This is a genomic window from Rhodanobacter sp. BL-MT-08, from assembly GCF_054161255.1.
Genome location: NZ_CP167872.1, coordinates 1,878,260 through 1,900,979 on the forward strand (window position 1 = coordinate 1,878,260; position 22,720 = coordinate 1,900,979).

The window sequence follows — 22,720 nt, forward strand, 5'->3', positions numbered from 1 at the left end:
ACAAGGCAAGCGGCCTCATAGCTTTAGGCAAACATGCCAGAGGTATGGGTATTCGCCTGCGCGGCACGGGTGTCTAGCATGCCAGGCATTCGAAGCGGTGACAGGAAGTGAACGTATGAGCGCCACAAAAACTCTTTTTATCACCGGCGTGAGCAGTGGTTTCGGTCAGGCGCTGGCGCGCGAGGCGTTGCTTACCGGACACCGCGTGGTCGGCACGGTGCGCAGTATGGCGGCAGTGCAAGAATTCGAGGCGCTCGATCCGACCAAGGCACATGCCCGCGTACTCGACGTTACCGACACGACGTCCATCGATACGCTCGTCGCTGACTCGAAGCGACGTTCGGGCCCGTCGACGTGCTGGTGAACAATGCCGGCTACGGCCACGAAGGCGTGCTGGAGGAATCGCCGCTTGAGGAGATGCGCAAGCAGTTCGACGTCAATGTTTTCGGCGCAGTGGCCGTGAGCAAGGCCTTCCTGCCGTATTTTCGGCAGCGTCGCCGCGGACACATCATCAACATTACCTCGATGGGCGGTTTCATCACGATGCCGGGCATTGCCTATTACTGCGGCAGCAAGTTCGCGCTCGAAGGTGTGTCCGAGGTCATGGGGAAAGAGCTGGCGCCCTTCGGCATCGCCGTGACGGCGGTGGCGCCGGGCTCATTCCGCACCGACTGGGCCGGTCGGTCGATGCAGCGATCGCCGCGCCGCATTGCCGACTACGACGACGTATTCGATCCCATTCGCCAGGCCAGGCACGAGAAGAGCGGAAAGCAGCTGGGCGACCCGCAAAAGGCCGCAAAGGCGATCCTGCAACTGATCGAGAGCGAAAAGCCGCCGGCGCATCTGCTGCTGGGTAGCGATGCTTTGTCGCTGGTGCGCGCCAAACTCGCCGAGCTGTCGGCGGAGATGGATGCCTGGGAAGCCGTGACGCTGTCGACGGACGGCTGAGCAAAGATCAACAGTTCGTAGTTTGCGGTTCTGGTGGCTGCGCTGACGCTCTGCCATATCAGCGCACCACCGATCCGAAGCCTACGACGGGTAGGGCATTCGGGGGCTCTTGCAGATTTTTTCGAGCACATTGATCTGCGGGGCATCTCACTGCGGCTGCTTGTAGATCACGCCGCCTTTCATCACGAACGGCACACGTTCCAGCACGCTGATGTCGGCGGTCGGGTCGCCCGGCACGGCGATGATGTCCGCATCGAGGCCGGCTTTGAGCTGGCCGAAGTTTTCCTGCTGGCGCAGGATGCTCGCATCGACGGCGGTGGCGGCGAGCAGGGCGCGGGCGGGTGTCATGCCGTCGCGCACCATCCACTCCAGCTCCTTGTAGTTGGTGCCGTGGGTAAACACGCCGACATCGCTGCCGCAGCCGATAGTCACGCCGGCGGCCATCGCCAGCTTGAACGCGTTCGCCGCCTGCTTCATGGCGTCGGTCGGCGGCATGCCGGGTTTCCAGCCGCCGAAGTATTCGGCGTAGGCCGCTTCGGCTTCCAGCGTCGGCAGATAGGCGACGTGGTGCTGCTTCATCAGCTCGAAGTTTTCGCGCGTGCCGTCGAAGCCGTGTTCGATGGTGTCGACGCCGGCGAGCACTGAACGTCGCATGCCTTCGGGCGTGGTCGAGTGCACGGCTACCGGCAGACCGAGCGAATGCGCGGCCTCGACGCCGGCGTTCAACTCGTCCTGGGTGAACGTAGGCACAGAGCCCTTGCTCTTGCCGCAGTGGTAGTCGGCGTACAGCTTGATCCAGTCCGCGCCGTGGCCAGCCTGATCGCGCACCGCGTCGAGCATCTGATCGCGGCCGCTGACCGAGATGCCGCCCTGCGGCAGATCCAGATTGGCGAAGCCGCTGGGCCCCGGCCCGTAGCAGTGGCTGGCAATCGTCGCGCGGGTAGCGACAAACAGACGCGGCCCCGGAATCATGCCCTCGTTGATCGCGCGCTGCACGTCCACGTCGGCATAACCCGCACCCTCGGTGCCCAGATCGCGCAGGGTGGTGAAGCCGGCCATCAGGGTGTCGCGCGCGTGCTGCACGGCTTCGATGGTGCGATAGGACTGCGACTCCTTCAGCACCTGATCGTTCCACAGCGTTTCGTTGTACGGGTGCAGAAAGATATGCGAGTGCGCGTCGATCAGACCGGGCAACAGCGTCATGCCGGGTAGGTCGATGGTTTGCGTATCCGCCGGCGCGTGGACTTCTGCCGACGGCCCCACCGCCAGAATTTTTCCACCCTGTACCAGCACCACCCATCCGGCATGCGTCTGCTCGCTGCGCGCGTCGAATACGCGATCGGCCTTGAGCAGCCATGCGTGATCGGCGGGTGTGTTGATCGGGCGAGCTACAGTGGCGCTAGCCACACACAGGGGCAACAATATGCCGACAAGTGCGGCGGTCGCGCGATGCAGAAATTTCGACATGGCCATGGTGCGACTCTCAAGTTCTGCAGGATGTCAGTGGATTGTGGCGATTGTCTTTGCGTACCGATACAGGTGTGACGTAGGACAGGTTTGCAAACCCCGGCACTAAAGGCAACGGAAGTCATGTCAGGCCACTCACGAATGCATGTCGTCGGAGCAGACGCTGCGACAACACAGCCGTGGCTGTTTGTCAGTCAATGGCCACGCAGTTCAGAATAGCCGTCTACCAACCCGTATCCGAGTGTGGCGGTGGCTACTGATTTACCCAGCAATTCTGAACTGATCGAGTTGGCCGGCAAAGCGGCTTTCGAGCGCGGGCGTGGCTATCACCGTGCCGGGCGCATAGCGTTGTCCAAGGTATCGACCACCGCGCTGGCTGGAGAGGCGCACGGTACGGACACCTATAATTTGTGGCTGAAGTGTGCCGGCGACAACTGGCACTGGGACTGCAACTGCCCCGCGGCGGACGGTGGTTCGCTCTGCAAACATCTGGTGGCGGCCGTATTGACGGCGCGCGACGAGGCAGCAGAGGGCGATGCGGTCGAAGGGCGGCCACGCTCTTCCTCGAAACCCCGCACAAAACCCGACGAGTTGGTCATCTTTCTGCGCGCACAGCCGGCCGAACGTCTGGCCGGCTGGCTCCAGGAGCTGGCCGACGAGGACGGCGATATCGAAAAGCGCCTGCTGCTTTACCGCGCGGCTGACGAGCCTGGCGCACTGAAAGCTGCGCTGGCCAAACTGCTAAACACCGGCGGCTTTCTCGACTACCGGCGTGCCATGGCGTACGCGCAGCGACTGCAGGCAGCGATCGGACAGTTGCACGAACTGCTGCAACGTGATCCTGACGAGTGTCGTGTGTTGTGCGAGTACGCACTCGGTCGACTGTTCAAGATCTATGGCAATAGCGACGATTCGGCCGGTGCGATCGGCGAGTGTCTTGGCGCGATGGCCGAACTCCATGCGCAAGCGTGCGTCGCGGCACCGCCTGGCAAGGCTCTGGCCAAGTCCCTGCACAGCCTGATGGCGAAGGACGGCTGGAGTACATTGCAGCTGGCGGCTTACTGGAACGCGCTTGGATCCCAGGGACAATCGGCTTACAGCAAGCTTGTGCTGGCCGAGTTTGAACGCCTGCCGGCGCCGGTGCTGCGTGAGCATTACGGCGAAGGTTTCAGCGTCTGCCGTCGCGTCGAGGAGCTGGCGCGTTGCGCGAACGACTTCGACCTGCTGCAGCGCGTGCTGCGGCGCGACTTGCAGCACGACTATCAGCACCTGCGCGTGCTGGAAAGCCTGCGCGAGTTTGGGCGCGCGCGTGAGGCTCTGGCCTGGGCCGAGTCGGCGGTCAAGCGGTTTCCGCGTGACGAGCGACTGCGTGCCTTGCTGGCCGAGTGTCTGCTGGAAAGCGGTATGGACGAAGAGGCGCTGGAGCAGACGTGGCAGCGCTTTCAGCAACGGCCGAACGACGATGGCTGGGACGCACTCAAGCGCATCGCCGGCAAGGCGTGGCCCCAATGGCGGCAGCGCGCGCTTGACGATGTCGCGGCGCGCGAAAAGGACGACGTTACCATTCGGGTCGTTCTGCTTCTGCACGACGGTGACCTTCGCGCGGCGCAGGCGCTGGCGCAGCAAGGGCGATTGGCTGCGCACCTGCTGGATACGCTGGCGCAGCGTCTATGCCGATCCGACCCCGCCGCGGCGGGCCAGTTCTATCTGCGGCTGGCTCGTCACCAATTCGATTATATGAGGTCGGCCAGCGACTACTCGAAGCTCGTGGCAACGTTGAAAAAGGCGTCCTCGCTGCTTCCGGCCGAGGCGTGGCAACCGCTGCGGGACACGATCCGCACGGTGCACGCGCGCAAACCCAAGCTGATGGGCCTGCTGACGAACGCCGGGCTGTAGCTGCAGTGTGCAGCAACGGGCACCACGGCTTTGCGGCGCAAGCGTCGCGCGGCTTAAGTCGGCATAATCGTCAGGCCATTTCACTGTTGTACTGAACGAGTCACGCTGCCCATGCCCGAAATCGTCTTCAAAGGCAAAGAGTACGTTTACAACCACCATCTCACCGTGTCATACCGGCCGCTGGTGGCGCAGGCGGGCAAGGGCGTGGGGCCGGCCGATCTATCCGGCAACCTGATCATTCATGGCGACAATCTGCATGCCCTGAAAAGCCTGCTGCCGCGCTACGCCGGCGCGGTGGATCTGATCTTTATCGACCCGCCCTACAACACCGGCAACGAGGGCTGGTGCTACAGCGACGGCGTCAATTCGCCGATCATGAAAGAGTGGCTATCCACCAACCCGGTCGATGGCGAGGACATGCTGCGGCACGACAAGTGGCTGTGCATGATGTGGCCGCGGCTGGTGCTGCTGCGCGAACTGCTGAGCGAGCAAGGTTCCATCTGGATCACGCTGGACGATAACGAAATTCATCGCGCGCGGATGGTGATGGATGAGATTTTTGGGGAGGAGAATTTTGTTGCGAACTTTGTTTGGCAGTCCAAAGACACGCCAGGCAACAACAGCGTAGGTGTCGCGGAAACGCACAACCATGTTCTGGCTTATCGCAAATCTGACGCGTTTTCCGGAAATCTACTGGAACGCAACGAAGAGCAGATCGCGAACTACGTCAATCCGGATAGCGATAAGCGCGGCGATTGGCTGGCTGCCCCGTTGACGCGAGCAGAATTTCGCGAGCGTGACTATTACGCGATTCGCAACAAGGCTGGTCGAGAAGTGTTTCCGCCAAAGGGAAGCAGCTGGCGACGGCCACCGGATAAGATGCGATGGCTTGAAGCGAATGATCGCATTTGGTGGGGAAGATCCGGGGACGCTGACTTTCCGATGGAGAAGAAATTTCTCGCCGAGGCGAAGTCTGGCGTGGTCAATCAGACATGGTGGCCCTATGAATTCGCGGGAAGCACTCGCAACGCCAGTGCGGAACTGAAGGGAATCTTTGGTGGTGAAAAGCCGTTCGAGACACCTAAGCCGATCACGCTACTTGAGCGAATTCTTGAACTAGCAGCGGATGAAACTTCAACCGTCTTGGACTCGTTCGCCGGCTCCGGCACCACCGCCCACGCCGTACTCAAGGCCAACGCGAAAGACGGCGGCACGCGAAAATTCATTCTGGTGGAAAGCGAGGACTATGCCGATCGCCTCACCGCCGAACGCGTGCGCCGTGCAATTCAAGGCTACGCCTAGGTGGGCACCCAGCGCGAGACGCTGCTGGAAGAAAAGCTCACCTTTACCCAGTTCAAGAAAGCCGACGAGTGGCTGAAGAAGATCGACGCGATCAAGGCCAGCGAAGGCTTTGCCGAGGGCGATCTGGCCGATCAGGGCACGTCCACGCGCAAGCGCTTCGACAAAATCAGCACCAAGCTCGACGACGGCACGCTGCGCGTGGAGGGCGAAAAACGCATTTCCGAGCGGGTGGACGGGCTGGGCGGCGAGTTTACCTATTGCACGCTGGGCGAACCGATCGAGCTGGAAAAGTTGCTCTCCGGCGAACACCTGCCCAGCTTCGAGGCGCTGGGTGCGTGGCTGTTCCATACCGCCACCGGCGGCACGCTGGCGGCACGACCCAAGGATGCGCCGGCGTGGTATCTGGGCGAGGCGAAAGATCGGCACGTGTGGTTGATCTATCGCCCCGAGCTGACCTTTCTGAAAAGCCCGGAGGCAGCGCTTACCCTGAGCCGCGCCGCCGAGTTCGGCCAGTGGGCTGCCGCGCGTGCGGCGGCCGGTTTCGATGCCAAGTCACACCTGGTGTTTGCGCCGGCCAAGTACCTGAGCAATCGCCAGCTGCTGGAGCACGGTGTGGACTATGCGCCGCTGCCGTTTGCGCTCTACCGGGAGGCTTGAACGTGAGCGACAGCGACCGTCAGCAGATACGCATGGAGCAACTGGGCAAGGCCATTGCCGCGCTGAAGCTCGCGCTGCAGCAGCCGGAGGACGAGTTTATCCGCGACTCGATCATCAAGCGTTTTGAGCTGTGTTTTGAAACCGCGCGCAAGGCCATTCGGCAATGGCTGATGGAGCAGGGCGAGGTACCCGGCCACGCGACCAAAAAAGAAGTGATGGAGGCGGCATTTCGAACCGGCCTGATCGCCGACGCCGACCTCTGGAGCGAATTGACCCGGTGGCGCAACGACAGCACGCATGAATACGAAGAAGCCAGTGAAGTAGCGGCAGCGGCTTTTATTCGCCAGCGCGCGGTGGATGCTTTTGATGTGCTGCGTAACGCGTTGGCGAGCCGCACGTGACCGAGTTCGACAGCACGGCACGCATCGACACCACACACACGCGAGAGGCTGCGGGCATTGCCGGGCGCAGCCTGGACGCGCTGCTGGCGGCGCTGGAGCAGACGCCAGCGCTTCAGCGCGCCTGGCTGTTCGGCTCCCGCGCCACCGGCGCGCATCGGCGCGAATCGGATATCGATATCGCGCTGGAGGCGCCGGGTATGGCCGACGCGGATCGCACCGGTCTGGTCACGCGGATAGAGGCGCTGGAGCTGCTGTACGGTGTCGATCTGGTCTGGCTGGACCGCATCTCCGACGAGCGATTTCTCTCGAACATACATCGCGACCGTCGCCTGCTCTGGGAGGTTTCCCGCCCAGCGGTTGACGTCGAAGCGATCGGCGGCACCCAGCTGAAGAGTTTCCAGTCCACCGTGTTGACGCAGGTGGGGCGGTATATCGACGAGCTGAAAAAGCAGCAGGCGACATCGCGTCGGCAGCTCGAGGTTTTGGGAGTGATGGAAGAAATGGAGGAGGTGGCGAAGCAGGCCGCCGACTTCCCGAAAAAAACCTGGGAGGCACTGCGCAAGCGGAGCGAGCTGCCGCCAGCCTACGTCGATCGGCCGTATTCGAGCCGTTTCGATGGCGCGGGCAACGCGGTGCCGAACGTCTGCCTGAAAATACCCACCGGCGGCGGCAAGACCCTGCTGGCCGCTGCCAGCGTGGCCAGCGTGTTTTCCCGCTATCTCGGCCGGCACACCGGCCTGGTGCTGTGGGTGGTGCCGAACGAGGCGATTTATCGGCAGACGCTGAAAGCGCTGGCCGATCGGGATCATCCCTACCGGCAGATTCTCAACGTGGCCGGCGCGGGCCGGGTCAAGATTCTGGAGAAAAACTCGCCGCTGTCGCGCCTGGATACCGACTCGCATTTGTGCGTGATGCTGCTGATGCTGCAGTCGGCCGCACGGCAAAGCAAGGAGACGCTGCGCTTTTTTCGCGACCGCGGCGATGTGCTGAATTTTGTGCCGCGCGAAGACGATATCGAAGCGCACTGGGCTATGTTGCAGCGGGTGCCCAATCTCGATGTCTATGCGCCGTGGGGATCGAACGCCGACGTCGATCAGGATGCGGCGCGGCGGCAAAAAGGCGCGATCATCAAGAGCTCGCTGGGCAATGTGATGCGACTGTTGCGCCCCATGGTGGTGATTGACGAGGGCCACCACGCGTATACAGAAAACGCGCTGCGCACGCTGGATGGCTTCAATCCGAGCTTTCTGCTCGAGCTGTCGGCCACGCCGCGCGTCAAGTCGGAGAAAGCCGGTGGCTCCAATATTCTGGTCGACGTGCGCGGTACCGACCTGGACGCGGCCGAGATGATCAAGCTGCCCATCCACGTCGAGGTGCGGCGCTGGCGCGACTGGCAGAGCTGTCTGGCGGTGTCGGTGGCCCAGCTGGACGCATTGCAGCGCGAGGCCGATGCGCTGCGCGGCGAAACGCAGCGGTACATCCGTCCGATCCTGCTGGTGCAGGTGGAGCGCACCGGCGCCGATCTGCGCGATGCCGGTTTCATCCACGCCGAGGATGCCAAGGCGTATCTGCTGCAACTGGGCTTCAGCGAAAGCCAGATAGCCATAAAGACGTCCGAAAAAAACGACCTGAAGGCGCCCGAAAACATCGATCTGCTGTCGCCGAACTGCGCCGTTCGCGCGATCATCACCAAGCAGGCGCTGCAGGAGGGCTGGGACTGCCCCTTCGCCTATGTGCTGTGCGCGCTGGCGGCAGGACGCAACCAGAACGCCATGACGCAGCTGGTCGGGCGCATTTTGCGACAGCCGCAGGTGGCGAAAACCGGACGCGCCGATTTGGATGCCTGCTATGTTTTCTGCCACGAGGCGCGCACGGCCGATGTGGTCAAGAGCATCAAAAAATCACTCGAAACCGAGGGCATGGGCGACCTGGCAATGACCGTGCGCAGCGATACGGAGGATGCCGAAGCGCCAAAGGCCGTTGCGTTGAAACGGCGGCCCGCGTTTGCAGGGTTGCGGATTTTTGTACCGAAAGTTACCTGGAGCGAGCCCGGCCGAGCGCGTCGCGAGCTGGTTTACGAGAGCGATGTATTGCAGCGTTTGCCCTGGAGTGATTTCGATACAGCGCGGCTTGCCCGCGATTGGGCGCCGGAAAGTGCGCCGGCTCATGGCAGTCGCCTGCTCTATGATCTCTCCGGCTCGCGCCCCGACCCCGCGGCCGATACATCAAAGAACTCGGCAGCGCTGGATCGCGTGCGGCTGGTGCGATCGCTGCTGGATGTGGCGCCAAACGCATGGCAGGTTTGGCAGTGGATCGATACCGTGGTGGCGCGTCTGCTCGACACCGGTTACGACGAGGCGGCGCTGGCGCAGTCAAGCGATTGGCTGGCCGAGCGCCTCCGTGTCGATATCGAGGCCGAGCGGGACCGGCTGGCGCAGTCGGTTTTCGACTCGCTGGTGGCCGATGGGCGCATCCAGTTTCGGCTGCGCGCCGATGCGACTGACTACGCGCTGCCTGACAATGCCACCCTGCAGGTGGCCGGAAAGCCTCAGCTCCTCATGCGCGAAGACGGCGTGCACCCCGTGGAAAAAAGCCTGCTCGAACCTGCGCTGCGGCTGCCGGACATGAACGAGTTCGAGGCGCAGTTTGCCGGCTACCTCGACGAGCGTGCGGCGCTGCAATGGTGGCATCGCAACGTGGCCAAAACCCAGTACGGACTGCAGGGGTGGAAGCGCCATCGCGTCTATCCGGACTTTATTTTCGGCGTGGTCTCATCAGCCGGCGTAACCCGCACGGTGGTGCTGGACACCAAGGGCATGCATCTGGCGGGCTCGCTGGATACCGATTACAAAAAGGCGCTGCTGCAAAAACTTTCCGATGCCTTCGCCGATGAACGCGGCAGCAAGGCCGGCGAGCTGTCGTTGGGCGCCGGCCACGCCGAGGTGGTCTGCGACCTGGTGTTTGACGATGCCTGGCGCGGGAGTCTGGAGAAACGCCACTTCTCCAAGCCATAGACAGGTATTGATTCAGACCGGTCGCTCTCGTAAGAGCAGGGATTCAGCGACGTTTACCACTAGCATAGCGCCAAGTTTTTCGGTAATCGTCTTTTCTGCTGTAGACGGCTGGCGGCCAATTGGAGCCCTATGAGTAGCGGTGATTTTTGGCGTAGCGGCTCACGTTTTCGGATGTCCGCCAGGCGGCCCGAGCTGCTTCAGCGCTGGATCGATCGCCAACTGCCGCTTCGCATACAGTGCCGAGCGCCGAGATTGCGCTCGTAAAGAAGCGATGTCGGAGTCCGTTAGCCGAGTAGCGGTATTTACCTTAGGTGGAGAGGCGAGTCCTTTTTTCTGAATCATCAACTCATAAATGTCATCACCGGTCATGGCCCATCTCCACGCTCACAGGACAATGTAGATTCCCTTCTGCATCCACATGCGGACCTGTACAGACGATGCTGTCTGCCTGTTGCCCAGGTCACTGAGAGTCTAGTCGTACCCACTTCTTGCCGTCGAGCGCGCAGATACCGGCGCCTTCCGGGCACTGCGCCAGCTTGCCGGCTGTTTCCGCCGCCTGCACCTGCTCGGCCCACTTGAGGTTGCCAAGGTCCTGTCTTGCCGACCAGACCATGTACGTCGAGGCGCCAACGATCGCCAACGCACCGATGAGAAGGCCAATGAACCCTTTCCATGCCGTCGCCACATGCGCGCGATCTGTCTTGACGACACGATGTTCCAGAGTGTTGACCGCTCCGATCATCTGCCGCACTTGGCTGTCGAGCAGCTGCACGCCATTGCCTAGGCGTTGCAGAATGTCGGAGACGGCCATGTTGGCACCGGCCGAGATGGATTTGGCGGCGGACTGCTCGACTCCCTCAACAATGCGTGCAACGGATTGATCTGCGACGTTGCTCAAGCCTTTTGCGGTATGGGTCAACTGCTCCGTTGCCTGCTGTGACTGCTTGGCGACATGGTCACCAAGCTCGTTCACGCGGTTGGCAAACATGCTGATCTTGACGACAAGTGCTTCGAGTTCCCGCTGGTCCATGTTTCTTCCTTGATTGGTTAGAGTGAGATCGTCGGCGCACTCTGCTGCGCAACCGGGGCTTGGATAGTGATTTGGGCCGCCTGTTGGGTGATCGTCTGGTTCTGTGCTTGTATCTGCGTTTGCTGCTGATTGAGCTGCGCGCCCATCGCCAGATAGGACTGGCCGTCCGGGGACTGCTCATAGCACTTGCCCACGGCGAGCATGCCCTTGGTGTCACCTCTCTCGGCGGCGCTGCAGATGGCCTCGAACATGTCGTGGGTAGAGCTATCTTTGGTAACCGTCTGCTCCGGCCCCACGTAGGGGCCCCGGCTGTTTTCCAGTTGATGCACCTGCTCGTTCAACAGGTTGCGCGTTGTTGTGCCAGCAACGCCATCGACTGTAAGTCCATTATTCCTCTGATAACTCTCAATCGCATTGGCGGTATCACGACCAAAATCACCATCTGGATGCAGGGGGTTACCATGCCTGTCGGTGTAGCCAAGTGCGCTGAGGTCGGATTGCAACTCACGCACAACGTCGCCGTGGGCACCTTGTCTGAGATTGCTGTGTTGAACAGCAGCAGCTTCGATGGGGAGTACCACCTCCCCTTTGGCAAGATGCTGCATCACGTCCGGCGTCAACGTCTTTTCCCACTTGTTGAATTCTGCCTGACGCACGGCTAGGCCGTTATGGCCACCATTGATAGCTGAGGTCGCTGCGCGCACATCGGAGTGCGCAGCTTCGGGCACTTTGTTTTCCCAATACCAAGTGGCGATCTTTGAAGCATACTGCGGTTCGGCGGCGAGTTCCGGGTGCTTGACCAGATCCACCCCGAGTGCATCGCCAGCATCCTTGTAATTCGCTTTTCCAGTGAGCTGCATGTAGCCGCGTCCACGGTAGGTGTAACCGTCGCCGGGCTGATCGTTACCGTTGCGACCGCCATACATCAATTCGGCCAACTTCTCGGGCTTGCCTTGCATCGCTTCCACACGCGCCGTTTCCAGCGCTGCGTCGCCATCACGGTGCGCAGATTGAACCGGAATTTGCGATATACCTTGGGGATATCGAAAGCCCTCTTCGAGGTGGGTCAGCCCCTGTGATTCTTCGCTGACCTGAGCCATGAAATTCGCCAGCTCTTGTGGCGATTTAATGTCGGCATTTGTAGCGTCTAGCAACAACTGCGCTTCTCGTTCCGTAGCCATAGAAACTCCTGTACCCGGGATTGAACGATTTCCCAACTTATACTTTGCCTACGCGATAGCTAGAGAGTCTTTAGGGAAGATCAAGCGTCGGCAAAGTAGACGGATCAAAGCCCTTGAACTGGACCACACCAAAATCCTTCGGCTTGAGGTCAAGCGCCTTTTGCTTGCCAGTGTCCTGATCGACAACGGCGCGTTTGACCTCTCGCAACAACCAGTTTTTCTGCTCGGGAGAGTAGGCGAAGGTATATTCGTTAGACCAGTGCTCGCGTGAGCCGCCTTCCGTGACTATCGTAAATCTGCCCTCGCTGATGCGGGTGTAACTGTAGGGATCGCCCGCTATCCCGCCACATTGGGCACATGGCACGATCTTGTCGTTCTGCGCGGCTTTTTGTAATTGCCCGGTGGCATCACGCGTCAGGAGTAGCACGGTCCGCGACGGTCCTTCGCCGAGCTTTTCTGCGCCACTAGTGGCCGGGTTGAGAACAAGAAGCGCATCGGTTGTTCCATCGCCGTTTAGGTCACCTGTCTTGGAGTCAAGGATAGTTGCGCCATTCGTGGCAAATGCCTTCAAACTACTCGTGTCGATTTTGCTTCCTTGGTTCTGCGTTTGTGCCCATGCTGGCGGTATGACCACCCCTAGCGTGAGCGAGCCAATTATCGACGCAACAATAAACCTTGATCGAAAGCACAACATTCCATCCTCCTTAACGACGCTACAAATCACTTTGGCCGAGCTTATGCAGATCTCTGGTCCTGTGATGAAAAGATCAAAGATCATCGAGTATTGCCTCTAGGAACGTTGCTTGCTCAGCAGTTTTCGTGAGCCTGCACGATTCATATTCTCCGGCAGGGCTGTCCTGGTCGTTCGGACCTTTGGGGCAATGCGTGTCGCGATACTGGATCCAGATGTTTTCATCGGATTTCAGCTTGGCTTGCTTCTCGGGAGGCAACTTCGCCAGGAGCGACTTGTATGCCTTATTCAAGCGTGCATCCTGATAGGCGAGCTCGGTCTTGGTGCACGCCACCATGCCATACATCGATGTTCCAGCTTTGCTGGTGCATTCGTCGTAAGAGGGTCTGTAGTGATAGAGGTACGACAAGACGGCACCGATATTGGCCGGTGGTTTCTTCCCTTGCCCTAGAGCGGCGGGAGCGATCGCACCCTCCAGCAGGAGAACACCAACGACCGATAGAGCGACAAAGCGTGAACGAATGAGAGACATCCTATCCTCCTTACTGACGCGTCAAAACTCACGATCTGAGCTTATACCCAACTCTTCGACGCTCGCTACCAATCGGCGGAGCACCGGGAATTATGCAAAAGGCGGGTGAGTGAACGTTATAGCTGACCGCTTCAGTCCGGTGTCCCGCAGTGCGCTATCGAATGGAGTTGTTGAAATCACGACTCACGATCCCGGGCGATACACCCGCTCAATATGCCCCTGCAGTTCCTCCGGCCAAAAGTACACGGTGCGCAGATTGCCGGTGCTGTAGCGCTCGGCTTCGTCGTTGAAGTGCGGCGAGTGCGGGTGGCCGCTTTCGCCGCCGGCGGTGATGGCGCGGGCGTGCACCTTGGGGCCGAATTCGACCACGGCGACGAAGCTGTTGCCGCTGGTGCCGTAGTAACGCTTCGTGCCCGGCCAGCGGTGCGCGCCGAACGAGGCGAGCGAGCCCCAGCGTGAGGAGACGAACGGCACCGGGATGCTTGGCCTGGCGTCGTTGAACGGCTGCTCGATATCGCCGGTGAGGCGCTGGAAGCGGTTGATCTCGCCCCATGGCGTGCCCCAGCTGCCGAAGTCCTTTTCCAGCCGGTCGGAGGCTTCGGCCAGCGCCTGCAGGCGCGCCGCGGGTCCGGCTTTCTCGGCCATGTAGTCGTAGATGGACAGGCCCTCGGCGGTATCGGCCTTGCTGACCGAATCCCACAGGGTGTCGCCCCAGAATACCGCCAGCGACGTCGGTATCGAGGTGACGCCCCAGCGATAGTCCCAGTGGCGCAGCAGGGCGATCTGGCTGGCGAGTTTTGGTTTCAGCGGATCGCTGGCCGGCAGCGCGTCGTAGTCAGCTACGAGGATCGGTATCTGCCGCGCGAACGCGGGCAGGTATGAGTCGAACGCGGTGCTGATCAGCGAGGCGAGGGTGAAGTCGCGCTGGCCGGTGAGCAGGGCGGTGGCGTGGATGCCGCGCGGGTTTTCGCCGAAGCTGTCCATGTAGCGCGGGTAGTCGGCCTGTTTCGGGCTGTACGGTCCGGCGGCGGAGTAGGGCCAGTCGTTGGTGTTGAAGATCCAGCCGTTCGGCGGGTTGAGCAGGTGCGGCGCGGCGTCGAGCGGCAGCAGGCCTTTCCAGTCGGTGGCGGGATCGCTGCCGTCGACCGGCCGGGTGTAATCGAAGCGGTTATCGCGCCGTGGGATGAACTGCGGATGCAGGTACGCGATCTCGCCCTTGTCGTCGGCGAAGATGGTGTTGTTGGACGAGTTGGCCTTCAGCTCGGCCACTTTCATATAGCTGGCGTAGTCGCTGGCCTTGGTGCGCAGCCAGCTTTGTTCGAGCGCCTCGACCGGCTTGTTCATCAGCGCGATGGCGATCCACTTGCCGTCGGCGGCCCGCACGATCGGACCGTGATGCGTGGCGTAGACGGTGAAGCGGCGTTCGGCCATCGAGCCGTCTTTCGCGCGATAGGGCACGGTGATGATCTTGCTGGTGACGGGCCGCAGCTCGCTGCCGTAGCGATAGAACAGCTTGCCGTCCTTGTGCACGATGGTCTCGGCAAATTCGTCGACCACGTCGGCGCCGGTGGAGGTGTGCATCCAGCCGATATGCGGATTGAAGCCCTGATAGATGAAGAACTGGCCCCAGGTCACGGCGCCGTACGCATCGAGTCCGGCATCGCTGCTCATCTGCAGCTCGGAGCGGAAGAAGAACGAGGTGTGCGGGTTGATCAGCAGCAGCGCGTGCCCGTCGACGGTGAGCTTGGGCGCGATGGCGATGCCGTTGGAGCCGGTCGGTTCGCTCCAGCTCGACGGCGGATCGACGCGCGCCAGCGCGGCCGGATTCTGGCCGTAAAACGCTTCCAGCGGATTCAGCGCCACGCGCTCGATATCGCCGCCGATGCTGCCTTCGCTGAAGCTCAGCGCCATCCACGGCTCGAAGTGCTTGATGACGCGCGGATGCACGTCGGGGTGCTCGGCCAGGTAGTCGTTGAGGCCGTCCGCCCAGCTGTTCATCAGCGCCTGCAGCCAGCGCGGGCTTTTTGCGTACATCGCCTGCAGCGCCACCGGGTCGATGAAGAGCTTCATCCGCAGGTCCTGCCAGATCGCCGGCTCACCCTCGGCCTCGGCGAGCCGGCCCATCGCGTTGAGGTAGTTGGTTTCGACGCGGTTGAAGTCGTCCTCGGCCTGCGCGTAGGCCATGCCGAACACGGCGTCGGCATCGGTTTTACCGTGCACGTGGGCGATGCCCCAGTCGTCGCGGGTAATGGTGACGTCGTGCGCTTCGCGCTGCCATCGCGCGGTGTCGGAGCGATCGCCGGTGGCATGCGCCTGCGCGGATATGAGCAGTGCGATCGCGGTAGCGACAGGCAGCAGGCGCTTTGGAAAACCAGCGTATTGCGACAGGCTTACAGGCATCAGCTTTTCCGTCCCCAGAACCGGATCACGATCTGTACTTTACCGGTGTCGGGGTGTCGTAGGGCGATGCGCACGCCGGGTCATGTGAGCGCCGCCACGCCGCCACATCGCTGAACCCTCGGGAAGACGCCGCTGTCCGACGCGGGAGGCATGGTTGTGGGCTCACCACTCGGTGGCGCAGGAAGCATCGAGGGTATTGACGCACCGGGCGCGCCGCGTCGCCGTTATTTAATTAGCACCTCATTGGCTGAATCGCAGCGGCCTTACGGGACGTGCCGGGATGAAACTAATGCATGTGTTCCGTGTTCAATGACGGAGTCGTCCGCCGTCAGCGAAGAAGCTGCATGAAGTTTCCAGTCAACACGCCGCGCAAATCCCAGCGTATCCGTCTGGATGAAAACATCTGTGTGCATATCTTTACCGCCTCGGCCGCGATGGTCGGCGTGTGTCTGACGGTGGTGGGCATCATTCGCGTGGTGATCTCCACGCACAAGTCCGACATGGTGGCCGAAGACCTGCTGGCGGTGAACGCGATGCTTTACCTGGCATCGTGCCTGCTGTCGTACTGGGCGCTACGCACCCGCAGCCTCACCCGCAACTACCGGCTCGAACGCATGGCCGACGTTATTTTTCTGGTGGCGCTGACGCTTACGGCCGTCAATGCGGCCTATATCACCTGGGCGATGTCGCTGCATTGAGCGAGCCGCCGCGTGCGCGAGTTGCCTCGCGCACGCGGGTCGGTCTGTTTGTCGTCAGGCGCGGCGCGGCAGTTTCCACTGCGGCCGGATGAAGTGGCAGGTGTAGCCGGTGGGGTAGTGCTGCAGATAGTCCTGGTGCTCGGGCTCGGCCTCCCAGAAGTCGCCAACCGGCGCCAGCTCGGTCACTGCCTTGCCCGGCCATAGGCCGGAGGCATCGACGTCGGCGATGGTGTCCTCGGCAACGTCCTTCTGCTCTTCGCTGGTGTAGAAGATTGCCGAACGATAACTCACGCCGCGGTCGTTGCCCTGGCGGTTCGGCGTGCTCGGGTCGTGGATCTGAAAGAAAAATTCCAGCAGGGTGCGGTAGCTGATCACTGCCGGGTTGAAGATGATCTCGATCGCCTCGGCGTGCGTGCCGTGATTGCGATAGGTGGCGTTGGGTACGTCACCGCCGGAGTAGCCCACGCGGGAGGAGATAACTCCCGGCTGGCTGCGGATCAGCTCCTGCATGCCCCAGAAGCACCCGCCGGCGAGTACGGCACGTTCGGTTGTTGCGGTCATGGATTTTGCTCCTGGGTGATGAGTGTTCTGAATTGGTGATATGGGGGGCGTGTCTGGCAGTCCAAAGGGGATGGACGGGACAGCGCGTGCGGTGGATTGCCGCCTTGTAGCCGCCATTGCGCGGGCGTTGAAGGGCCGGCGAGCTTGGCGATCCGTCAATTGATTTCAATGCGCTTCGCGTGGCGATGTTAGAACTTGCGATGCTTTCGCGATCGATTTGATCCGCGCTGAAACCCGTCGCTCCGGGCAGCCGGGGTTCGCCGCGTGAGTGGTTAGCTCGCGATGGCGGGTCTCTTTCTACGGGCTCTGCGTCATCCGTCAGCGGCGAGCTTTCAGTCTTGCAGCGCCGAACAATCACCGCGCATGTGATTTACGGTATTGCGCGGGCGACAGCCCGAACACGCGGCTGAAGGCCCGGCGAAAACTGTCCACGTCGGCGAAGCCGCATTGCGCGGCAACCTGTTTCGGCGCGCCGTGCTCGCCTTCGAGCATTTCTCGGGCGGCGGCCAGTCGCATGGTTTCCACCCAGACCCCGGGCGTCGTGCCTATTTCGTGGCGGAAGATGCGGGCGAAATGCCGGGGGCTCATGCGCAGCCGTGCAGCCAGCGCCGTCACGCTGTGGTCCTGTTCGGGGTTGGCGATAGCCCATCGCTGCAGCTCCTGCAGCGATGACCGGCCGGCCACTTCCAGCTCGCCGCAGCGGCTGAATTGGGTCTGTCCGCCCGGTCGACGGAAAAACATCACCAGCTGCGAGGCAACCTGTTTTGCGATGGCGTGGCCCAGGTCCTCTTCCACAAGCGCCAACGCCAGGTCCATGCCGGCGGTGACGCCGGCGGACGTGCGCAGGCGTCCGTCGCGCACGTGAATCGCATCGGCATCAACGATGACGTGCGGATAGGCGCGGGCCAGTTGGTCCGCCACCGCCCAATGCGTGGTGACCCGCTTGCGGTCGAGCAGGCCGGCGGCCGCCAGCATGAAGGCGCCCGTGCATACCGAGCCGAATCGCCGGGTACGCGGCGCATGGGCATTGAGCCATCGCAGCGCAGTGTCGCCGAACGACGTATCGGCGGCGTGTGGCGAACCGGCGACCAGCAGGGTATGGATGGGCGTTTTTTCCCTGCCGCGCGCCACGCCATCGGGAATCAGACGCACGCCGGAGGAGCTGCGGATCTCGCCGAGTTCGCTGGCGAGCAGCTGCAAGTCGTAAACCGGCCAGCCGGCCTGCACATTGGCTTCGGCAAAGACGTCCATCGGCCCCGAAACATCCAGTAGCTGCACGCCGGGCATGGCCAGCAGAACGACTCGCTTTGTTTTCATCGTCGCCGCTTCGGCGCCTGCATGGCTGCCTCGGACCTATGATGGCAGAAAGTGAATGGTTTGACTGATTGAGGACATGACGCGCCGGGCCTAGCCTGAAGTCTGGCCATCAAGGAGAACGATCATGCAAACCACGATTAGCGGCATCCAGGTGCCGGAGCGCGCTCTGGCGAAAGAAGTGACCGAGTTGGTTCGCGACACCACGTCGGAGCTGATTTTCAACCATTCCAGCCGCGTCTATTACTTCGGGGCCATCGCCGCTCGCCAGCGCGGACTGAGCTTCGATCCTGATCTGCTTTACGCCGGTGCGATGTTTCACGACATGGGCCTGACGGAAAAGTACAGCAGCGCGCACGAGCGCTTCGAAGTGGACGGCGCCAATGCGGCGCGCGATTTTCTCCGTCGCCACGGTATCGCTCCGTCGGAGCTGGGTATCGTATGGACGGCTATCGCGCTGCACACGACGCCCGGCATTCCGCAGCACATGCACCCGGTGGTGGCGCTGGTGACGGCGGGTGTCGAAATGGATGTGCTGGGCCTGACCCACGCGCTTTACCCGGACGAGGAGCGCCAGGCCGTGGTGGACGCCTTTCCGCGCAGCGAGCATTTCAAGGAAGACATCATTCAGGCGTTTTACGACGGAATAAGGCACAAGCCGGAAACGACCTTCGGCAACGTGAAGGCGGACGTGCTGGCCGAGAAGGATCCACGCTTCGTGCGCGGTAATTTCTGTGATGTGATACGTCAGTCGCGCTGGGCTTCATAGACGGCGTCTTGCGCTGAATCGGCCTGCGCCCATGCAGGCGCGATGGCGCCGATCAGCGAGAGACTCGTGCCTCCAGCCAGCGCGAAACGTCGCCGATCAGCGCGTCAATGGATGCCTCCCCCGATACGGTCAACGCGTCTTCATCCGATGCCGGTTCTTCGAGCGTTTGCAGCTGGCTGTCGAGCAGGGACGTGGGCATGAAATGATGGCGCTGCTGTGTACGGCGCTCCAGCTCGTGGCGCGGCACCTGGATATACACAAAGCCCACGTCGGTGTCGCTCAGGCGCAGCCGGTCGCGATAGCTGCGCTTGAGGGCGGAGCAGCTCACCACGCCATGGCGGTGTTGTTTGTGTTCGCTGCGCATCCATGCGGCCATGCGATCCAGCCATGGCCAGCGGTCGGCATCGTCGAGCGGGATGCCTGCGCTCATCTTGTCGATATTTGCCCGCGGATGCAGGGCGTCGCCTTCCTGAAAATTCCAGCCGAACGCGTCGGCCAGCGATTGCCCGATGGTGGTTTTGCCGCAACCGGATACGCCCATGATGACGATAACCATGGTTATTCCTTATCGAAGGAGGAAGCCGCAAGCTGCGGATGGTGGGCTGCGCGCATTCAAGAGCAGCCAGCGATGGTGTAGAAGTGCGCGAGGTCTTTCCAGGCCGGCATCATCACCGGAGTGGAACCGCGGAATGAGTCGACCAGGCCAAACCACTCGCCGCTTTTATAGGGGTAGTCCCTGCCACCAACCCAGGCGAACGCGGCATACGGATTCTGCCGTTGGCAAAGACTGGCGGTGAGAAAGCCCTCAAAAGCCGCCCTCTGGTCCTGCGTGGTCCACTGAATTCCGACCGACTTGCCGTACTCGTCGATCCAGAGGGGTTTGGTCGATGCCGCCGCGTAGGTGTCCAGGATGACGTTGGTAGCTTTGGCATAATCCTGCCAGGTCGATCCGGCCGGCAGGGAAACGTACAGCGACACGGCCGTTACCGGATTGGTTGGCGTATGGACGTCCATCCAGGTGGCCAGTTTGCTGATCAGGGCTGGATCATTGTTGCTCAGGCTCTGTACGCCGATGACTTCATAAGAGGCGGCAAGCTTGGGCAAACGGGACTGCTTCCACGCCCAGATCGACGTTATCCACGCACCGTGATTCATCGGCAGCGCCTGCACTTGCGTTCTGTCTCCATAGCAACCGGACAGATAGCAGGGCGACAGATCGCCAGCGAGCATGATCATACCCAGATTGGTGTAGTCGAGATGGTCGATCCAGCTCTGCAGCCAGCGTTTGTCATGCGCGTATGGCGCGACGTCTGAGTACAAACCGTGCACGTCGCGATGAGTGGTCAACACCACTTCGACATGGAACTGTCCAGCGTTAGGGCCGCTGTGTGTAATTCCGATGAAGTCGTTGACTTGCTTTATCAGCGCACGGCTCGGGGCCGGCTCGACCTCGGCGCGAGAAAAGTAGTCATAGGACACCAGTAGACGGATCCAGTTGACGCCGGCGCTGCGGTATTGCGCGAGCAGCGCGTCGATCCTGGCACGAACTATGGGATCACGCTGATGGGCAAGCACCCACGGAAAGTCCTCGGTGGCGCTATCGAGATAGAAGAAGGTCACGCCCCTGACGGGCCGGGCGGTTTTGGTGTCGCCATAGGCCGCGAAAGTAGCCGTAATCAAAATCGCTAGCGCGCACAAAAAAACACCTTTCAAGATGCGTGTCGGTAAGAGCCGGACCACGTTGGATCGCCATGGATTCAGGAATGTTGCCGCCACTGTAGCGGCTTTGATCGTCGCCGGTTGACACGGCGGAGTGGTCACTCGATCGGCGGGTCCGCCATTTTTTTTTCGAGCTAATGGGATTGCCTCAGTGTCCGCAGCACCACATCGATGGCGTCCGGATTTTCCAGGCTGGTCAAGTCACCTGACGCCGCGCCGTCGACGACAAGATCACGCAGCACGCGTCGCATGATCTTGCCGCTGCGCGTGCGCGGTACCGTGGAAACCACGATGACGCGTGCAGGGCGGGCGATGGCGCCCACCGCATCGACGATGGACTGGCACAGCGCCGTCTGCAGTTCGGCGCTGTCGGCGTAGCCCGCCCGCGGCACCACAAAAGCCACCGGCACCATGCCCTTGATCGCATCGGGCCGGGTGACCACCGCAGCCTCCGAGACGGCTGCGTGCGTAAGCAGGGCCGCTTCCATCTCCATGGTGCCCAGGCGATGGCCGGCGACGTTTATGACGTCGTCCATCCGGCCGGTGACCCACAGCTGGCCGTCGGCGTCGAACAGCGCGGCATCGGAGGACAGGTAGTGACCGGGGAAGGCGGTGAGATAGGTTTTCACATAACGCGCGTGATCGCCCCAGACCGTGCGGGCCAGGCAGGGAAACGGGGCGCCCAGCGTCAGCGCACCAACCTCGCCGGGCGTCGCTTCGGAACCGTCATCGCGCAGCACGCGGGGCACGTAACCGGGCAGCGTATGCCCGCAGCTGCCGGGGCGCGTGGGCGTGAGGCCGACCATGCTGCTCGACCACGCGGTGCCGGTTTCGGTTTGCCCGTAGGTGTTGTTGACGAAGATGCTGCCGCGGCCGAGCCTGTCGCGCGTCCAGAGCCACGTATCGGGGTCGAGTGGCTCGCCGACGAGTGAAACCAGCGCCAGTTTGCTGGTGTCATGCTGTTGCAGGAGCGCATCGCCGGCGCGACGCAGCATGCGCAGGGCGGTGGGCGCGGTGAACAGTTTGTTGACCCCGTAATCGGCCATCACCTGGTAAGCGCGTCCGGGCGTCGGCGTGTCGAGGCTGCCTTCGTAGATCACGTGCGTGGCGCCATGGGCAAGGCCACCGACAAGGGCGAAGATCGGAAACGTCAGCCAGCCCACATCGGCCGTGCACCAGTAGATATCGTCGGCGCCGAGGTTGAGCGACCACTTGACGTTGGCATACGTGCCAACCAGAAAGCCGATGCCCGAGTGCACCAGGCCCTTCGGCTTGGACGTGGTGCCCGAGGTGTAGATGATGAAGCCGGGATCGTTGGCCTCGAGCGACAGCGGCGCCGCGCGCCGCACGGTGGCTGCAAGCAATTCGGCGAAATCGTGCTCGCCGTCCCGCAGTGGACAGGCGCGATCGACGCGGCGCGCGACGATGATGTGTGGCGACGCCAACCCGTGCATCGCTTCGTCAAGCGTGGACTTGATCGGCACCACGCGGCCGCGCCGCAGCGTGGCGTCCGTGCACACGATGACCTTGGCCTGCGCATCGACGATGCGATCGCGCACGGCGGAGGCGCTGAAGCCGGCGAAGATCACCGAGTAGATCGCACCGATCCGATAACAGGCGTGGATGGCGATAAACGATTCGGGCACGTTGCTGGCGTAGACCGCCACGCGATCGCCCTTGCGCACGCCGAGGTCTTCGAGCGCGGCGGCAAAGCGGGCCACGGCGTCGGTGAGCGCGCCGAAGGTCCAGGTTTCCTTGAGGCCGTCCTCGCGCTCGTAGTGCAGCGCGACGCGTTCGGCCGGCCAGCGATCGAGGCAGTTGACGCTGACGTTGCCCATCGCTCCGGGGAAATAGCGAAAGTCGCCCAGCACGCCGTCGAGCGCTTTTTCAGGCGGCTTATCCCAGACGAAGGCACGTGCCATCTCCAGCCAGTAGGCTTCGGGAGTGAGCGTGCGCAGCCTGTCGGCCTCCTGCGGCGTGGTCGGCGGCTTGACCCGATCGGGCGCCATGACCAGCGGTTGCTCGAGCAGCGTTTTTTCCATGGGCGAACGATAACGGAGAACCGTGGGCGAGTGATCGTCGGTAACGCCATCGTCTGCGGGAACGGAAGGCAACGCGAAGCACGGTCGGGCTGATGCCA

19 protein-coding genes and 1 pseudogene are annotated in these 22,720 nt (G+C 62.0%); 8 read left to right on the forward strand and 12 right to left on the reverse strand.

Translation table 11 applies throughout. The features are described 5' to 3' along the window. Positions 1-115 precede the first annotated feature (115 nt). Positions 116-948: pseudogene (locus ACDK93_RS08230) on the forward strand (oxidoreductase). Positions 949-1,095: 147 nt separating this feature from the next. Here the strand turns inward: ACDK93_RS08230 and ACDK93_RS08235 are convergent. Continuing rightward, positions 1,096-2,421 carry an amidohydrolase family protein gene (locus ACDK93_RS08235; RefSeq protein WP_458072108.1) on the reverse strand — a complete coding sequence of 442 codons (1,326 nt, stop codon included), beginning with the start codon at positions 2,419-2,421 and terminating at the stop codon, positions 1,096-1,098. A gap of 243 nt (positions 2,422-2,664) precedes the next feature. Here ACDK93_RS08235 and ACDK93_RS08240 point away from each other — a divergent pair, with 243 nt between their 5' ends. The 5 genes from ACDK93_RS08240 to ACDK93_RS08260 all read left to right on the forward strand — a co-directional run bounded on the left by ACDK93_RS08240 (position 2,665) and on the right by ACDK93_RS08260 (position 9,685). Then, entirely contained in the window at positions 2,665-4,311 is a 1,647-nt protein-coding gene (locus ACDK93_RS08240) for an SWIM zinc finger family protein (protein ID WP_458072109.1), read from the forward strand. A 111-nt stretch (positions 4,312-4,422) separates the two neighbouring features. Beyond that, positions 4,423-5,613 (forward strand): site-specific DNA-methyltransferase, encoded by a 1,191-nt coding sequence (locus ACDK93_RS08245; protein WP_458072110.1) that lies wholly within the window; start codon positions 4,423-4,425, stop codon positions 5,611-5,613. Beyond that, positions 5,614-6,270: a hypothetical protein gene (locus ACDK93_RS08250; RefSeq protein ID WP_458072111.1), complete on the forward strand. Its 657-nt coding sequence runs from the start codon at positions 5,614-5,616 to the stop codon at positions 6,268-6,270. It begins immediately after the preceding gene. A gap of 32 nt (positions 6,271-6,302) precedes the next feature. After that, positions 6,303-6,671 (forward strand): HI0074 family nucleotidyltransferase substrate-binding subunit, encoded by a 369-nt coding sequence (locus ACDK93_RS08255; RefSeq protein ID WP_458072112.1) that lies wholly within the window; start codon positions 6,303-6,305, stop codon positions 6,669-6,671. Beyond that, positions 6,668-9,685: a DEAD/DEAH box helicase family protein gene (locus ACDK93_RS08260; protein WP_458072113.1), complete on the forward strand. Its 3,018-nt coding sequence runs from the start codon at positions 6,668-6,670 to the stop codon at positions 9,683-9,685. Before ACDK93_RS08255 ends, ACDK93_RS08260 begins: the two co-directional genes overlap by 4 nt. A 159-nt stretch (positions 9,686-9,844) precedes the next feature. Here ACDK93_RS08260 and ACDK93_RS08265 read toward each other — a convergent pair whose 3' ends face one another. The 6 genes from ACDK93_RS08265 to ACDK93_RS08290 form a co-directional block, all read right to left on the reverse strand. Beyond that, positions 9,845-10,054, reverse strand: coding sequence for a hypothetical protein (locus ACDK93_RS08265; RefSeq protein ID WP_458072114.1), 210 nt, complete (start codon positions 10,052-10,054; stop codon positions 9,845-9,847). A gap of 91 nt (positions 10,055-10,145) precedes the next feature. Then, complete coding sequence (locus tag ACDK93_RS08270; RefSeq protein WP_458072115.1) at positions 10,146-10,715, reverse strand: hypothetical protein; 570 nt, start codon at positions 10,713-10,715, stop codon at positions 10,146-10,148. Between the two features lie 17 nt (positions 10,716-10,732). Then, positions 10,733-11,896 carry a peptidoglycan-binding protein gene (locus tag ACDK93_RS08275; RefSeq protein WP_458072116.1) on the reverse strand — a complete coding sequence of 388 codons (1,164 nt, stop codon included), beginning with the start codon at positions 11,894-11,896 and terminating at the stop codon, positions 10,733-10,735. 70 nt (positions 11,897-11,966) lie between these two features. Further along, positions 11,967-12,674, reverse strand: a complete 708-nt coding sequence (locus ACDK93_RS08280) for a hypothetical protein (RefSeq protein WP_458072117.1) — start codon at positions 12,672-12,674, stop codon at positions 11,967-11,969. Then, positions 12,664-13,119 (reverse strand): lysozyme inhibitor LprI family protein, encoded by a 456-nt coding sequence (locus ACDK93_RS08285; RefSeq protein WP_458072118.1) that lies wholly within the window; start codon positions 13,117-13,119, stop codon positions 12,664-12,666. The genes ACDK93_RS08280 and ACDK93_RS08285 overlap by 11 nt, the downstream gene beginning before the upstream one ends. Positions 13,120-13,302: 183 nt before the next feature. Then, positions 13,303-15,519 (reverse strand): penicillin acylase family protein, encoded by a 2,217-nt coding sequence (locus ACDK93_RS08290; RefSeq protein WP_458072119.1) that lies wholly within the window; start codon positions 15,517-15,519, stop codon positions 13,303-13,305. 344 nt (positions 15,520-15,863) lie between these two features. On the opposite strand from ACDK93_RS08290, the gene ACDK93_RS08295 reads away from it, so the two are divergent. Further along, positions 15,864-16,217 (forward strand): hypothetical protein, encoded by a 354-nt coding sequence (locus tag ACDK93_RS08295; protein WP_458072120.1) that lies wholly within the window; start codon positions 15,864-15,866, stop codon positions 16,215-16,217. 54 nt (positions 16,218-16,271) lie between these two features. Here ACDK93_RS08295 and msrA read toward each other — a convergent pair whose 3' ends face one another. Both msrA and ACDK93_RS08305 read right to left on the reverse strand, forming a co-directional pair. Continuing rightward, positions 16,272-16,778 (reverse strand): peptide-methionine (S)-S-oxide reductase MsrA, encoded by a 507-nt coding sequence (gene msrA / locus ACDK93_RS08300; RefSeq protein ID WP_458072121.1) that lies wholly within the window; start codon positions 16,776-16,778, stop codon positions 16,272-16,274. A 354-nt stretch (positions 16,779-17,132) separates the two neighbouring features. Next, positions 17,133-18,095, reverse strand: a complete 963-nt coding sequence (locus ACDK93_RS08305; RefSeq protein ID WP_458072122.1) for a GlxA family transcriptional regulator — start codon at positions 18,093-18,095, stop codon at positions 17,133-17,135. Positions 18,096-18,219: 124 nt separating this feature from the next. Here ACDK93_RS08305 and ACDK93_RS08310 point away from each other — a divergent pair, with 124 nt between their 5' ends. Continuing rightward, the gene (locus ACDK93_RS08310; RefSeq protein ID WP_458072123.1) at positions 18,220-18,861 is read left to right on the forward strand and encodes an HD domain-containing protein; all 642 of its coding nucleotides are present in this window, start codon (positions 18,220-18,222) and stop codon (positions 18,859-18,861) included. A gap of 52 nt (positions 18,862-18,913) precedes the next feature. On the opposite strand, the gene ACDK93_RS08315 is transcribed toward ACDK93_RS08310, so the two are convergent. The 3 genes from ACDK93_RS08315 to ACDK93_RS08325 all read right to left on the reverse strand — a co-directional run bounded on the left by ACDK93_RS08315 (position 18,914) and on the right by ACDK93_RS08325 (position 22,622). After that, on the reverse strand, positions 18,914-19,417 hold the full coding sequence (locus ACDK93_RS08315; protein ID WP_458072124.1) for a gluconokinase: 504 nt from the start codon (positions 19,415-19,417) through the stop codon (positions 18,914-18,916). Between the two features lie 56 nt (positions 19,418-19,473). Beyond that, positions 19,474-20,574 carry a hypothetical protein gene (locus ACDK93_RS08320; protein ID WP_458072125.1) on the reverse strand — a complete coding sequence of 367 codons (1,101 nt, stop codon included), beginning with the start codon at positions 20,572-20,574 and terminating at the stop codon, positions 19,474-19,476. A gap of 140 nt (positions 20,575-20,714) precedes the next feature. Then, positions 20,715-22,622, reverse strand: coding sequence for an AMP-binding protein (locus ACDK93_RS08325; RefSeq protein ID WP_458072126.1), 1,908 nt, complete (start codon positions 22,620-22,622; stop codon positions 20,715-20,717). Positions 22,623-22,720 lie beyond the last annotated feature (98 nt).